The sequence below is a fragment of the Xenorhabdus thuongxuanensis genome (genome assembly GCF_001908095.1).
Lineage (GTDB): Bacteria > Pseudomonadota > Gammaproteobacteria > Enterobacterales > Enterobacteriaceae > Xenorhabdus > Xenorhabdus thuongxuanensis.
In genome coordinates this window covers 34,600-49,440 of the sequence record NZ_MKGR01000006.1, presented here as the reverse complement: position 1 = coordinate 49,440, position 14,841 = coordinate 34,600, and the positions used below count along the sequence as shown (strand labels likewise).

Annotated in this window: 14 protein-coding genes and 1 other RNA gene; 7 read left to right on the top strand and 8 right to left on the bottom strand. The window is 41.2% G+C overall.

The annotated features are described in order from the left end of the window. Positions 1–175: 175 nt before the first annotated feature. The 4 genes from recR to apt all read right to left on the bottom strand — a co-directional run bounded on the left by recR (position 176) and on the right by apt (position 3,824). Positions 176–784 carry a recombination mediator RecR gene (gene recR, locus Xentx_RS05715; RefSeq protein WP_074019317.1) on the bottom strand — a complete coding sequence of 203 codons (609 nt, stop codon included), beginning with the start codon at positions 782–784 and terminating at the stop codon, positions 176–178. Further along, positions 784–1,113 carry a YbaB/EbfC family nucleoid-associated protein gene (locus Xentx_RS05710; RefSeq protein WP_074019316.1) on the bottom strand — a complete coding sequence of 110 codons (330 nt, stop codon included), beginning with the start codon at positions 1,111–1,113 and terminating at the stop codon, positions 784–786. The genes recR and Xentx_RS05710 overlap by 1 nt, the downstream gene beginning before the upstream one ends. Before the next feature lie 48 nt (positions 1,114–1,161). Continuing rightward, on the bottom strand, positions 1,162–3,165 hold the full coding sequence (gene dnaX / locus Xentx_RS05705; protein WP_074019315.1) for a DNA polymerase III subunit gamma/tau: 2,004 nt from the start codon (positions 3,163–3,165) through the stop codon (positions 1,162–1,164). A gap of 107 nt (positions 3,166–3,272) precedes the next feature. Then, a complete protein-coding gene (gene apt, locus Xentx_RS05700) occupies positions 3,273–3,824 on the bottom strand; it encodes an adenine phosphoribosyltransferase (RefSeq protein ID WP_074019314.1) in 552 nt (183 codons plus the stop codon). Between the two features lie 204 nt (positions 3,825–4,028). Here apt and priC point away from each other — a divergent pair, with 204 nt between their 5' ends. Further along, entirely contained in the window at positions 4,029–4,571 is a 543-nt protein-coding gene (gene priC, locus Xentx_RS05695; RefSeq protein ID WP_074019313.1) for a primosomal replication protein PriC, read from the top strand. A 20-nt stretch (positions 4,572–4,591) separates the two neighbouring features. Beyond that, complete coding sequence (gene rsmS, locus Xentx_RS05690) at positions 4,592–4,756, top strand: pleiotropic regulatory protein RsmS (RefSeq protein ID WP_074019312.1); 165 nt, start codon at positions 4,592–4,594, stop codon at positions 4,754–4,756. Between the two features lie 164 nt (positions 4,757–4,920). Here rsmS and acrR read toward each other — a convergent pair whose 3' ends face one another. Then, positions 4,921–5,571 carry a multidrug efflux transporter transcriptional repressor AcrR gene (acrR, locus tag Xentx_RS05685; RefSeq protein WP_139292437.1) on the bottom strand — a complete coding sequence of 217 codons (651 nt, stop codon included), beginning with the start codon at positions 5,569–5,571 and terminating at the stop codon, positions 4,921–4,923. A gap of 142 nt (positions 5,572–5,713) precedes the next feature. Between acrR and Xentx_RS05680 the strand changes: the two genes are divergently transcribed. The 4 genes from Xentx_RS05680 to Xentx_RS05665 all read left to right on the top strand — a co-directional run bounded on the left by Xentx_RS05680 (position 5,714) and on the right by Xentx_RS05665 (position 11,325). Next, on the top strand, positions 5,714–6,913 hold the full coding sequence (locus Xentx_RS05680) for an efflux RND transporter periplasmic adaptor subunit (protein WP_074019311.1): 1,200 nt from the start codon (positions 5,714–5,716) through the stop codon (positions 6,911–6,913). Between the two features lie 14 nt (positions 6,914–6,927). Then, positions 6,928–10,077 carry an efflux RND transporter permease subunit gene (locus tag Xentx_RS05675; RefSeq protein WP_074019310.1) on the top strand — a complete coding sequence of 1,050 codons (3,150 nt, stop codon included), beginning with the start codon at positions 6,928–6,930 and terminating at the stop codon, positions 10,075–10,077. A gap of 628 nt (positions 10,078–10,705) precedes the next feature. Further along, positions 10,706–11,074, top strand: coding sequence for an Hha toxicity modulator TomB (gene tomB, locus Xentx_RS05670; RefSeq protein ID WP_074019309.1), 369 nt, complete (start codon positions 10,706–10,708; stop codon positions 11,072–11,074). Between the two features lie 47 nt (positions 11,075–11,121). Continuing rightward, positions 11,122–11,325, top strand: a complete 204-nt coding sequence (locus tag Xentx_RS05665) for an HHA domain-containing protein (protein WP_047766794.1) — start codon at positions 11,122–11,124, stop codon at positions 11,323–11,325. Between the two features lie 89 nt (positions 11,326–11,414). Here Xentx_RS05665 and ffs read toward each other — a convergent pair. Further along, an RNA gene (gene ffs / locus Xentx_RS05660) (signal recognition particle sRNA small type) lies at positions 11,415–11,511 on the bottom strand. A gap of 607 nt (positions 11,512–12,118) precedes the next feature. On the opposite strand from ffs, the gene tesB reads away from it, so the two are divergent. Further along, positions 12,119–12,973, top strand: coding sequence for an acyl-CoA thioesterase II (gene tesB / locus Xentx_RS05655; RefSeq protein WP_074019308.1), 855 nt, complete (start codon positions 12,119–12,121; stop codon positions 12,971–12,973). A gap of 79 nt (positions 12,974–13,052) precedes the next feature. Here tesB and amtB read toward each other — a convergent pair whose 3' ends face one another. Both amtB and glnK read right to left on the bottom strand, forming a co-directional pair. Next, positions 13,053–14,333 carry an ammonium transporter AmtB gene (amtB, locus tag Xentx_RS05650; protein WP_074019307.1) on the bottom strand — a complete coding sequence of 427 codons (1,281 nt, stop codon included), beginning with the start codon at positions 14,331–14,333 and terminating at the stop codon, positions 13,053–13,055. Between the two features lie 13 nt (positions 14,334–14,346). Beyond that, entirely contained in the window at positions 14,347–14,685 is a 339-nt protein-coding gene (gene glnK / locus Xentx_RS05645) for a P-II family nitrogen regulator (protein ID WP_074019306.1), read from the bottom strand. Positions 14,686–14,841: the final 156 nt, after the last annotated feature.

The following is a 14,841-nucleotide window of genomic DNA, read 5'->3' as shown; positions in this document are numbered from 1 at the left end:
AGTTCAGATATGTAAAATCGGACGATAATCATCAAATGGGGATAAATACGGAAAGTTTCAAGTTAAGGCAACAAGAAGAATGTAAAATTAATTTGATAAGCGGGTAAAACGGCTATGGATGGCGGCATAATCAGCACTACCATCCATTAAAATCTCCCATTAATTGGGAACAAAATCACAAATCCGTGATTTTTTGACGGCCAGCCAGCGAATGAGACAGTGTTGTACCATCCACCATTTCAAGCTCTCCACCCACAGGAACACCGTGAGCAATTCGGCTGGCTATCACACCATATTGAGAGCACATTTCTGCGATATAGTTTGCCGTTGCCTCTCCTTCGACAGTTGGATTAGTTGCCAGAATGATTTCTGACAAGGTTTCAGAAGATAAGCGTTCTTCTAAACGATCTAAACCAATATCCATTGGCCCAATGCCATCCAGGGGCGATAGATGCCCCATCAGGACAAAATAACGTCCCGCAAACTGACCCGTTTGTTCGATAGCATGAATATCTGCGGGGCTTTCCACTACACAGATCTGACCATTCTGCTGGCGACGGGGATTGGCGCAAATCGTGCACTGTTCCTGTTCCGTGAATGTCCGGCAATCCTGACAGTGACCAATTTCAGACATAGCTCGCGTCAGTGCCTGGGCCAATCGCATCCCACCACTGCGATCTCTCTGCAATAGATGAAATGCCATCCGCTGTGCAGATTTTGGGCCTACACTGGGTAAACAGCGCAGGGCTTCCATCAGGGATTCAAGAAGAGGACTGGTTTGCATTAGAATGGCATCTTAAACCCAGGTGGTAATTGCATTCCACTGGAAACACTAGCCATTTTTTCTTTCTGGGTTTCTTCAATACGGCGAGCTGCATCATTGAATGCCGCTGCGATCAGATCTTCCAGCATATCTTTGTCGTCGTCCATCAAACTTGGATCGATTTCAACCCGACGGCAGTTATGTGCACCATTAATAGTGATTTTTACCAGACCCGCACCAGATTCGCCTATAACTTCCAGATTTGCAATTTCTTCTTGCATTTTCTGCATTTTTTCTTGCATCTGTTGGGCCTGTTTCATCAAATTGCCCAAACCACCTTTACCAAACATAATTCTCTCTCTTCGCTATAGCCACAGAATAAAAATACACTATGACAGTTAAACAGGCCGGATACTTTCTTCATCCAATTCTGCATCGAATAGTTGCCGAAGTGTTTGAATCGTTTTATCCGAAATAATGGATTGACGTGCTTGTGCCAATTTTTCTTCATAAATGGCTTGCCGCCACTCCAGAGGCGTTTTTACCGCAGGATTATCATCTTCAATGATAATGAGTTCAATAGGTTTTCCATGCAATTCACTTAATGCTTCGGTCAACGCTTTCTGAGCCGATGCTGAATTAAGATGACGCTGCTTTGAACGTAAATGCAGACAAAGACGATTTTCATCAATCTGTTCTTTAAATGTATTCAGTGCTACCTGCTGAACCAATTTTGGAATGTGCAGTTTATCAATTTCCGCAGCCCATGGATCTCTTTGTTTCGATTCAATGGCCAGCTTTTCTGCCAACTCTGCTGTTTTCTCGTGCTCCAAAGCCGCTTTGATTGCTTTTGGTGTCGTAGTCGGGCTCTGTTTCTCTTCTCCAGTATTCGTTGCTCGCCAGCGATAAGCTTCTTTTTTTACCGGATTAACCGGCTTAGGCTCCCGTGTTTTAGGAATATGAGATTGAGACCGCTGTTCTGCCACCGCCACCAGTCGCTCCAGCGCCGAACTTGCCGGTTTCACCTTCGCAGGCTCTGCCGGCTCAGGCTTTTTTGGTGGTGTATTTCCTTGACGAGTCAACGAATTTCTTGCTTGCAATAGTTTCGCTGTTGGGCTGTTTGCAACGGAAGATTCATTGCCCGTTGATTGTGGTATTTCATGCCTCATGCGTTCATTTGCTTCATTATTTGAAGAAAATTGGCTTGAGGAAAACTGATTTAAAGATAGCTGAGCTGAAGGCGGAGTTACAGGTACTCCCCCAATTGGCGCTACAGGGTTTTCCACAGTAGGTGGTAATGTTTCCTCAACGACCGTTTTTGGATGAAAAGCCAAGGCACGCAATAACGCCATCTCAACTCCCATTCGTCGTTCTGGCGCATAAGGAAGCTCCTTGCGTCCTACGAGTAACGCTTGGTAATAAAGCTGCAAATCAGTCGGGGAAATTGATCTTGCCAGCAAACGCAACCGCCCTTCTGTTGAAGAAGGTTCACTTTCAGGTTGCTGAGGCAATAGCTGAAGCATGGCAATTCGATGCAACAGCGACAGTGTTTCAACCAGCAAATTTTCCCAATCCACACCACGAGTCGCAACTTGTTCCACTAGAGCCATCATTTGTTGACCATCTGCACGTACCAGCGATTCAATCATCGCCAATGGTTGGTCATCGTCCAGCGTTCCTAGCATCTGGCTGACGATATCCGATGTTAGCTTCCCTCCACCAAGGGCAATAGCTTGATCCGTTAAGCTCAAAGCATCACGCATACTACCATCCGCTGCACGGGCTAGAAGCTGACGGGCACGAGTATCGCTTTCTATTTGCTCTGCATTAAGGATATGTTCCAATTGGCTACTAATTTGATCCACATCGAGTGTTTTCAAATGGAATTGCAAACAGCGTGAAAGAATAGTCACTGGCAGTTTCTGTGGATCTGTTGTTGCCAGAAGGAATTTCACATGTTCCGGTGGCTCTTCCAATGTCTTCAACAATGCATTGAAACTATGGCGAGAAAGCATGTGAACTTCATCGATAAGGTAAACTTTGAAACGACCTCTAGCGGGCGCATACTGGACGTTGTCCAGCAACTCGCGGGTATCTTCTACTTTTGTTCGGGAAGCAGCGTCGATCTCAATCAGATCCACAAACCGCCCCTGTTCAATTTCGAGACAATTAGTACACTGACCACACGGAGTCTTGGTTATACCCTTTTCGCAATTCAGTCCTTTTGCCAACAGACGTGCAATAGTGGTTTTTCCCACGCCACGAGTGCCGGAAAAAAGATAAGCGTGATGAAGGCGTTGATGTTCGAGACCATTTGCCAATGCAGTCAGCACATGTTGCTGACCAATCACGTCAGAAAATATTTGTGGGCGCCACTTACGGGCAAGTACCTGATAGCTCATGAATACCGAGGAAATTGAACATGACTGCCTATCATGCTAGCACAGCCTCACCACTAACGGCGAGGCTGATATATCAATATGTATCAATAATGCAAAAAACAGAATAATTAGTGGCCAGGAAATTCAACGATGGTGTAGCTGTCAATGCCTTGTTTTTTCAAACGTTCAACGCCACCTAAATCCGGCAATCCAATAATAAATGCCGCTTCGGAAACTTGCCCCCCCAGACGACGAATCAGGCGAACTGTCGCATCAATGGTGCCTCCTGTTGCAAGCAGATCATCAATAACCAGAACTTTATCCCCATCCTTAATGCTGCTTTTATGGATTTCTAATGTATCTGTACCATATTCCAGATCGTAAGTTTCACTCAGTGTTTCACGCGGTAATTTACCTTTTTTACGAACAGGAACGAAACCAACTCCCAGACACAGTGCAACAGGCGCTCCGAATAAGAAACCACGTGCTTCAGTACCAACAATTTTCGTGATGCCTTTATTCTGATAACGAGCCACCAATAAATCTATCGTAGCTTGGTAGGCTGCTGGATTATCGAGCAATGTGGTAATGTCACGAAAAAGTATTCCCGCCTTTGGATAATCAGGAATTGTTTCGATACTATCTTTAATTAATTGCAGTTGTTGTGCGTTAGCGGTCATAATTGATGCCAGCCAGGTTTAAAAAGAAAACGGTAAAATCTATGCAAACTACCGGAAAAAAGCAACTGCCAAGCAAGTCACTGCTTATATTTTGTTGACTTAAGTCAAGCTCCACTCCTAGCAAGTTCAGTGTTATGGCAACCGAATCTGCGAAGCCAATTAAAGCGCTTTAACAGACAGATTATTAATGATAATGAGATGCTAATGGGCATACAAAATTTATTAAGTGCACTTGAAAAACAAGTCAATATTCTGGAAAAAGAACTCGCTTTACTGCCTGATATCCCTTTTTCCACAGCACGTTTTGATCAAGCATTATTCCACCACCGCAGCAATAAACTTGGTGGATACTTGAAAGAAATCAGACAAAATATGGAACAATTGAAAACCTGTGTAAGCGATTATCGGATTGAACAAGTAAAGTTCCTTGCAGAGCGTTTAGTAACACAAATTGAAGCAATTAAACGTGAGATATCAACCCAAGCTCTACGAAAACAGGAAGATAAATTTAAGCACCGCTCACAAGAACAGGATCTTTATCAACGTTTGGCTGAACATCAAGATTATGAACGTCGTTTAATGGCAATGATTGATGACAGGGAATTACAGTTAAACAAACAAACTACACTTACCAATAAGCACAAACTGCAAAAAGAAATTGCGGCCTTGGCCGGTAGGCTCGCCCGCTGTCGTCAAGCATTAATGCGGATCGAGAAGTCGATAGAAAAGCGAGAGCATTCAAATTAATCACAAAGGAAGAAGCCGCTATGGCTCTAGAACAAGCACCACCTGAAGTACAGCTAGCAGTAGATCTTATTTATTTGCTTGAATGTAACGAAATTTCTCCTGCTATCGCACTGGCAGCACTAGAAATCGTCCAATACGATCTTCAGGGTAAATTGGAAAAACAGGCACAGAAATCTGAGGAATAAGCCTAATTAATACTTAACCCTAATACTTTGTGTTTAAACGAAAAACAGCTTAAACAAACTAGAAAATGGTTTATCACTAGCTGATTAAATGCAATATTGATGTCGTTTTCCCGACATAATTTATCAATACTACAGTTAACTTCGTCTAGCTATGGGTTCCGTGTTCAAGATTGGTTTTCTTCGCTGTTCCGCAAATGGTGGCTGTATTTAAGTGTATCAATGAAACTATCCACCAAATGGGCAGATTGCTCTTGAATATTAAAACTGTCTGGTGAGAATGACCAGTTCTCAAATATCCCTGTCATCAATGCTCTCAACATGATGGCAGAACGCCTGAAGTCAAGATTATAGGGTAGTTCTCCGGATTGAACACAAGCAAACAACATTTTTTCAATCTTCTTGTAATCAGAAATACACATCTCCCGAATATCCTCTACTAGTGGAAACATTTCTCCAACGAATTCACATTTATGGAAAAAAATTTCCATTAATTGACGAATCTGAGAGTCATCAATCATCATTCTTAACATGGAAATTAATAAATATCTCAAAGCAATAAGTGGATTATCAGGATATTTTGATTGATACTCTTTCTCTAGTTCGTCTATTTTATGCTCTGGCATTCTACAAACAACAGAAAGTAGATCTGTTTTATTTTTAAAGTGCCAGTAAATTGCTCCGCGCGTTACACCAGCGGCAGTTGCGATATCGGATAGCGAGGTAGCAGAAACACCACGCTTAGAAAAGATCTTTATCGCAGCATCTATAATTTGCTGACGAGTTTGATTTGCTTGCTGTTTAGTTTTTCGTGCCATTTTAGTGCCATAAACTTTGTTTTTGACCGAGGCTGATTTACATACATTCATGTATGTTTGTACTATAGCACCCATTAACCAACGAAGTAATGATTTCACTTGTTAGATTAGCGAATCAACATTGAAAAATTGAGGTTTACTTATGCGAAAGAACAGGGGGGGTTTGCCTCTGGCCACATTACTGGTAATTTCAAGCAGTTTCATTCTTTCAGGATGCAATGACAATAAAAATACACAGCAAGGGGCTGCAGGCCAGCATGTTCCTGAAGTTGGTATCGTAACACTGAAGGCAGAACCTCTAACGGTCATCACAGAATTACCAGGCCGTACATCGGCTTATCGTGTTGCAGAAGTTCGCCCCCAAGTCGGCGGCATCATACTGAAACGTAACTATAAAGAAGGAAGTGATGTGGTTGCTGGTGAGTCGTTATACCAAATAGACCCTGCCACTTATCAAGCAGAATACAGTAAAGCCAAAGCAAGCTTAGCCAGAGCGCAAGCCAATGAGAATGTTTCCCGCTTAACCGTTGAGCGTTATCAATCCTTGCTAGGCACACAATACGTGAGTAAGCAGGAATTTGATAAAGCAAATTCAGAATATGCTCAGGCAAAAGCAGATGTTCAGTCCTCTCAGGCGGCATTGGAAAATGCCAGAATCAACCTAGCATACACCAAGGTAACCTCCCCTATTTCTGGACGTGCGGGTAAGTCTACCGTCACAGAAGGAGCACTGGTTTCTGCGGGTCAGCCAACAGCCCTGACGATTGTTCAGCAGTTAGATCCCATTTATGTTGATATCACTCAATCAAGTGACGACTATCTGCGACTCAAAAATGAAATTGCAAAAGGAACCGTTCAAAGAGAGAACAAAAAAACCAAAATCCGCCTAATAACTGACACAGGACAAGAATACAGTCAAGAAGGTTACCTTGAGTTTTCTGACGTGACGGTTGACGAAACAACAAGCTCTATCACTATGCGTGCTGTATTTCCAAACCCAAATGAAGAATTACTGCCAGGTATGTTTGTTCGCACCAAGTTAGAAGAAGGTGTGCGCAAAAATGCGATTTTGGTTCCTCAGCAAGCTGTTACCAGAACACCTCGTGGCCAAGCAACCACACTGATTGTAGATAAAGATAACAAAGTAGAATTGCGCAATATCAACGCTACTCAGGCAATTGGTAACAAATGGTTGGTGACAGAAGGTCTGAAAGCTGGAGATAGAGTAATCGTCACAGGGTTGCAGAAAATAGCGCCGGGAATAACGGTCAAGCCAACGGAAACAGATTTGAATGCTAATCCTACGGCTAATCAAACTGAGTCTGCAAAAAAGCCTCAATAAGGAGTCGGTGATTCATGCCTAAGTTTTTTATCGAACGGCCAATTTTTGCATGGGTAATAGCGATTATTACTATGCTATCTGGCTTGTTGGCAATCATGAAATTACCCGTGGAGCAATATCCTGCTATTGCTCCACCTACTATTTCCATTTCAGCAAGTTACCCAGGAGCTGACGCGACAACAGTACAAAATACTGTGACACAGGTTATTGAACAGAATATGAATGGTATCGATAACCTAGTGTATATGTCTTCCGACAGCGATTCTGCGGGAAACATGAATATCATGCTGACCTTTGAAGCAGACACAGATCCAGATATCGCGCAAGTTCAGGTTCAAAATAAACTGCAACTGGCAATGCCACTATTGCCTCAAGAAGTTCAGCAACAAGGTGTTAGAGTTGATAAAACCACCAGTTCGTTTTTGATGGTGGCTGGTTTCATCTCTCAAGATGGTTCCATGACTCAAGATGACATCGCTGACTATATCGGAAGCAGTGTCAAAGATGCACTGAGTCGTGTTGCTGGCGTGGGTGAAACACAGCTCTTTGGCACGCAGTATGCCATGCGTATCTGGCTCAACCCTGACAAACTACTCAACTATAAGATCACCACTCAGGATGTTATTAGTGCAATCAGGGCTCAGAATAATCAGGTTGCTGCCGGACAATTAGGAGGAACACCACCGGTTCCAGGTCAGCGTTTGAATGCTTCGATCATCGCACAAACTCGCTTAAATTCGGCAGAAGAATTTGGCAATATTTTGCTGCGCATGAACCCCGACGGTTCACAAATTCGCTTGCATGATGTCGCTACCATTCAATTAGGTGCTGAAAATTACAGTATTATTGGTCGCTTCAATGGCAAACCAGCATCAGGGATTGGTATCAAACTGGCAACGGGTGCCAATGCCTTGAATACCTCCAAGGCTGTTAAAGAAGCACTGGCTGAAATGCAACCCTTCTTCCCGCATGGGTTGACTGTTGTCTATCCATATGACACTACGCCATTCGTTAAAATTTCTATTTTCGAAGTGGTGAAAACATTGGCAGAAGCCATTTTGTTAGTGTTTATCGTCATGTACCTGTTCCTGCAAAATTTCCGAGCTACCTTTATTCCAACGATTGCGGTTCCGGTTGTACTGCTTGGTACATTTGCCATTCTTGCTTCGTTTGGCTATTCCATCAATACATTGACCATGTTCGCTATGGTACTTGCTATAGGCTTGCTCGTGGATGATGCTATTGTTGTTGTGGAAAACGTCGAACGAATCATGCGAGAAGAGGGGCTATCGCCAAAAGAAGCCACTAAAAAATCAATGGGGCAGATCCAAGGCGCTCTGGTCGGTATCGCACTAGTGCTTTCCGCTGTATTTGTACCAATGGCATTCTTCGGAGGTTCAACAGGAGCAATTTACCGCCAATTCTCAATCACGATCGTTTCAGCAATGATACTGTCTGTGCTGGTAGCATTAATCCTGACTCCGGCACTGTGTGCGACGATGCTCAAACCTGTTGCTAAAGGCGGCCATGGAACTCACACAGGATTCTTTGGTTGGTTTAACCGTCTGTTTGAAAAGAGCACACATCATTATACTGATAGTATTGGCCGGATGTTACGTGGCACAGGCCGTTACTTGGTGATCTATGTTATGTTGATCGCTGGCATGGCCTGGATATTTAAGAATCTGCCATCTTCCTTCTTGCCAGAAGAAGACCAGGGGGTTTTACTGGCATTGGTTCAATTACCACCTGGCTCCACTCAGGAACAGACACAAAAGGTATTGAATGAGATCAATGATTACTTCTATACCAAAGAAAAAGATGTTGTTAAGTCTGTATTTACAGTTAATGGCTTTGGTTTTAGTGGTCAAGGACAAAACACTGGCCTGGCATTTATCAGTTTAAAAGATTGGGAACTACGCAAGGATTCCAAAGATAAGGTTCCGGCCATTGTTGCTCGAGCAAATGCGAATTTTGCTCAAATTAAGGAAGGTCTTGTCTTTGCATTCAATATTCCTTCAATTGTAGAGTTGGGTTCTGCCAGCGGATTTGACTTCCAATTAATTGATAAAGGAAATTTGGGGCATGCAGCACTGACAGAAGCACGTAACCAATTGCTTGGTATGGTTGCAAAACACCCAGATATGCTGACGAATGTCCGCCCTAATGGGCAAGATGACACACAACAATATCGTATTTATATCGATAAGGAAAAAGCAGAAGCCCTGGCTGTATCCACGACAAATATCAACTCAACCCTGAGCACGATGTTTGGCGGTGTTTACATCAATGACTTTATCGACCGCGGGCGAGTCAAAAAAGTCTATATTCAGGCTGATTCTCCTTACCGTATGTTGCCAAGCGATATTAGCAAGTTATATGTTCGTAACTATCATGGAGAAATGGTGCCGTTTTCTGCGTTCATAGATGCATCAAAAGATCCCTGGATTTATGGTTCACCACGTCTGGAACGCTACAACGGTCTTCCTTCTATGGAAATTGTGGGTGAGGCAGCACCTGGTCAAAGTACTGGTGACGCAATGGCACTTATGGAGCAATTGGCATCACAATTACCTTCAGGAATTGGCTATGACTGGACTGGAATGTCTTATCAAGAACGTTTATCAGGTAATCAGGCTCCTGCTCTATATGCGCTGTCATTAATTGTTGTATTCCTTTGTCTGGCAGCATTATATGAAAGCTGGTCTGTGCCGTTCTCGGTCATGCTAGTCGTCCCTCTGGGGGTTATCGGTGCATTGCTGGCAACATCAATACGTGGACTGGGTAATGACGTTTACTTTAAGGTTGGATTATTAACAACCATAGGGCTGTCTGCGAAAAACGCCATCCTTATCGTAGAGTTTGCCAAGGATTTGATAGAAAAAGAAGGCAAGGGATTAATAGAAGCAACTCTTGAAGCAGCCAGAATGCGCTTGCGTCCAATACTCATGACGTCTTTAGCCTTTATGCTTGGTGTTATGCCTCTGGTATTGAGCAATGGCGCAGGTTCAGGTGCACAAAATGCCGTAGGAACGGGAGTATTGGGTGGAATGATTGCAGCTACATCGTTGGCAATTTATTTTGTCCCTGTATTTTTCGTTGTCATTAAGCGACGGTTTACGAAAAAAAATGAGGAACCTGAACACACTTCAACTTCTCACTAAATTCAGCTATGTCAAAAAGGCCACTTATGTGGCCTTTTTAATGGATAAAAACTCCTTCGAACAACAAATTACAAGATGACAATATCTGCGTTAAAATTCATTCATAGTCTAATTAAAATAAATACTTATGAATGACAAGATAAGTTTAAAAGACAACATCTTCCTCTTTTTAATAAACAGAAGATAGATTGGTAATTTTCCTTGTTTTTCTCCCGATTACACCTTCTAATGGTAAAAAGTGTTCCATCTCAATGGTGACATATGTAATAATGACGCTATATTGATTTTGAAAGTCGCAATACAATCGCCTATAATGATTGCTGTGCTATTGCTACTGTATTAGTATAATTTAATATGTTTCACAGTATATGTGGATATGACTATCCTTCGTAGTAGAATGCTAGCGCTTACCAGAAATGGGACTTTGCCAGGATTTAATGTTTTTGTCGTAACTAAACGTAAATGAGCCATTGTTAAAAAATCTAGTTGGCAGATACGTAAAATAGAGCACTAGCATTAGTAAATAATAATCATGTTTTGATAGGCTCTATTCTAAAAGAATGACTATAATAATTAACATGTATAAGACTTAGTTCAAATAAGCGGTGTGTCGTATACGGAGGTGATTATGGATGAATATTCACCAAGAAGACATGATATTGCTGAATTAAAATACTTATGTGAAAATTTAATTCATGAGGCTTTTTCCGTCCTGAATCGAACTGATAATCATTGGATTCACGACCTGACCTCCGAAAAAAGTTTAAAACTAAACGAATTGATTGAACACATTGCAGCTTTTGTCTGGAGCTTTAAAATTAAATACTCAGACAACCACACTCTGAGTACCTTAATTGATGACTATCTGGATGAAACATATAATTTGTTTGGAAGTGATAAGATAAGCTTTCTTGAACTTACAACATGGCAAAAAACAAACGAACACTTAACTAACGTCCTGTTACATGATTTGAACGCTTCTCTAAGCAAAATCTGATAAATATATTTCTAACTATTTTTTATACCAAATAAGATAAGGCGATTATGACTAAAACTGACTATCTGATGCGTTTAAGAAAATGCACTTCTATTGAAACACTGGAACGTGTAATTGAAAAAAATAAATACGAGCTTTCGGAAGATGAACTCGAATTGTTCTATTCTGCAGCTGATCACCGTTTGGCCGAACTTACCATGAATAAACTCTATGATAAAATTCCATCGTCTGTTTGGAAATTTGTCCGCTAAACTATAATGTTCAGATAGAAAGTGACTTGAGCCGGTAGCTATTATCGGCTGACAGTATAATCTTATGATGAACTTGAAATTGGTGAGGGCTCTGCCAGCTACATCCCGGCACACGCATCCCTTGCTATGGCTGCTTCTTTCCAGACCTGACCAAGTTAACAAGTTAGCATTGCGGGAGAACCAACAGAGCCCCCATTGATGTTAGCTTCAAATTTCGAAGCGGTGGACATTATCTTTCAAACTTTATGAAATAGCAAGACAACTTCATTTGAATGCTGTTTTATTACTCATTACGTTGTAAAAATCATCAAAAATGGTGTCAAAAACCAAAATTATGATACTGAAAATTTCCCTATCTACTATTTGATCTTTACTTATTCTATTCTTTAATAATCTTACTTAACAGAATACCTGTAACATTTTTTCAAATTATCATTCACAGTAGTAAACAGATACAACAACAGATATATTTAATAGCACTAATGAATCATTGCTACGTTATATAAAACCCGCATAATTTCACAACATTAACCTAAGTTAAATAACAATCTCTCTACCCTTAGCATTTAAAATAAAAATAACTATACAAATCAAAAGATAAAATCACAAAAAAATACATTCGCATTATTTGATAAACATAGATAAAATTAATAGTGATAATTCACATCTAAAATAAAAACTCAAGGATAATTTCATTTACAACTTAATCCATTTATTTTCAAATAAATAAAAACTTATTATCCATAACCTTTCATTTATACTTTTCAGACGCTCTTAAAAGTAAAGGCATGTTATGAGTCAAGCATTACAAAACTTAATTAACTTGATACACTTAGAAAAAATAGAAGAAGGAATTTACCGAGGACAAAGTGAAGACTTGGGATTTCCTCAAGTTTTCGGCGGGCAAGTAATAGGCCAAGCACTATATGCAGCAAAACAAACCGTCGCGGATGATAGAATGATCCACTCCTTTCATAGCTATTTTCTACGTCCAGGTAATAGCCATAAGCCCATTGTTTATGATGTTGAAATATTGCGTGATGGAAAAAGTTTCAGTGCCCGCCGCATTAGCGCAATACAAAATGGTCATCCTATCTTCTACATGACAGCGTCCTTTCAAGGACATGAAGAAAGTTTTGAACATCAAAATACTATGCCCCTAGTCCCTGCTCCCGAAGAGTTAGAGTCCCAAGAAGAAATTGTAAAAAAAATGGCTAACTCACTCCCGACGAAATTAAAAAAAGTTTTTTCCACCCCGCCTTTGGAGATGAAATTCGTTCCTCTTCAAAATCTGCCCCATCATTCAGCCCAAATTCCTATGCGTTATGTTTGGTTCCGTAGCAACGGAAAAATGCCAGAAGATCCATTCATTCATCATTGTTTGCTAGGCTATGCATCAGATTTCAATTTCCTGCCCACGGCACTACAGCCCCATGGTGTCAAATTTATGGCGGAAAATATGCAAATAGCCACGATTGATCACTCAATGTGGTATCACCGCCCTTTCAATATGGATGACTGGCTACTCTATGCAATCGAAAGTCCATCAGCATCAGGAGCACGTGGTTTTGTCCGTGGGCATATCTATAACCGTGCAGGCGTGCTTATCGCTTCTGCGGTTCAGGAGGGAGTAATCCGTAAGCTATGATGAATTGAATCAGTAACCGTATGCCGTAATCAACTTTTCTGTTACTACGGCATACCTATTTGCAAATAAATAAAAATGCTCAATTATAAGCACTTTCACCATGTGAAGTAATATCAAGTCCTTCTCTTTCTGACTCAAGACTAATACGTAACCCAACCAACTTATCAGCGATCTTAAATGAAATATAAGCCGCTATTGATGACCAAACTATACAGACCAATATACTAATAGCCTGAATACTGAGCTGTCTTAACATTGTCATTCCTTCAGCAAATCCTGTTCCACCTAAAGCGGATGCAGTAAAAACGCCGGTTAATAAACAACCGACAATGCCACATACTCCATGCACCCCAAACACATCACAAACATCATCAACACGTAACCATCTTTTCAGTATGACTACCCCCCATAAGCCAGCAATACCTGCAATCAAACCCATCACCAATGCACCACCAATACCAACTGTTGCAGCAGCAGGCGTAATAACCACTAAACCAGAAATGCACCCAGAACATGCTCCTAAAAGCGAAGGTTTCTGGCGAAATAACCACTCACAGAAAACCCATGACAACACCGCTCCCGCCGTTGCTACCACCGTATTAACCAGAGCCAGCGCCGAAATAGCATTTACTTCACCAGTAGAGCCCACATTAAAGCCAAACCATCCAATGTAAAGGATCGCTGTTCCAATAAAAGTCATTGGTAGGCTATGAGGTTTAAATGCTTCCCGCCCAAAGCCTGAACGCTTCCCAAGTAAGTAAGCACCAACCAATCCTGCCGCTGCCGCATTAATATGAACAACAGTACCGCCAGCAAAATCCAAGGCTCCATCCTGAGCAAGCCAGCCGCCTCCCCATACCATGTGCGCCATAGGGATATAAGATGCTGTCAGCCATAGCACACTAAAGATCAGCAATGCAGAAAAACGAATTCTTTCACATAATGCTCCTACTACCAAAGCAACAGTAATACATGCAAATGCGCCTTGAAAAACAACATGAATTAACTGATAAAAACTACCAGTTAGATCAGTTATGGATATATTTTTCAACATAACCTGACCAAAACCACCCCAAAAAGAGTTGCCTATCTCAAAGGTCATGCTGTATCCATAAATAATCCAAAGCACACAAACCAATGAAAAACTGACAATCACCTGTGACATTAGTGACAAAATATTTTTGCTGCGTAGTAATCCCCCATAAAATAGGGCAATGCCGGGTATTGTCATAAAAAGTACAAGTATCGTATTTATCAACATGAATACAGTATCTGCTTTATTGAAATTACTTTCCGCAGCAATAGCAAACGAAGGAAAACTGGCCGCAATACACGCTATAGATAAAAATTTCTTCTTCATTTTTCACCCTCATTTACAGTGCTGCATTATTCGTTTCACCGGTTCTGATCCGGACTGCATGCTGTAATTCAAAAAGAAAGATTTTTCCATCCCCCATTTTTCCGGTGAAAGCAGTCTGCTGAACAACATGGATAATTTCTTCAACTCGTTCATCATTGGTAGCAATATCAATCTTAACTTTGGGCAAAAAATTAACGTTATATTCAGCGCCTCGATAAAGTTCGGAATGGCCTTTTTGGCGTCCAAATCCCTTTACTTCTGTTATAGTCATACCTTGTATACCTATATCAGCAAGTGCTTCCCGCACTTCCTCCAGCTTAAATGGCTTTATGATAATGGTGATAAGTTTCATATTTCCCCCGTTTTTCGCTACGTTTGTACAAGGGAATATTTGCAAAGGATATGCCAAAAGTTAAAAACGATGAGTAATCAGCTTGTTATCGAAAAACATCTCTAAAGAAGGGATAAAAAAGGAACAGAAAATACATCTGCTCCCTATACGCATCCT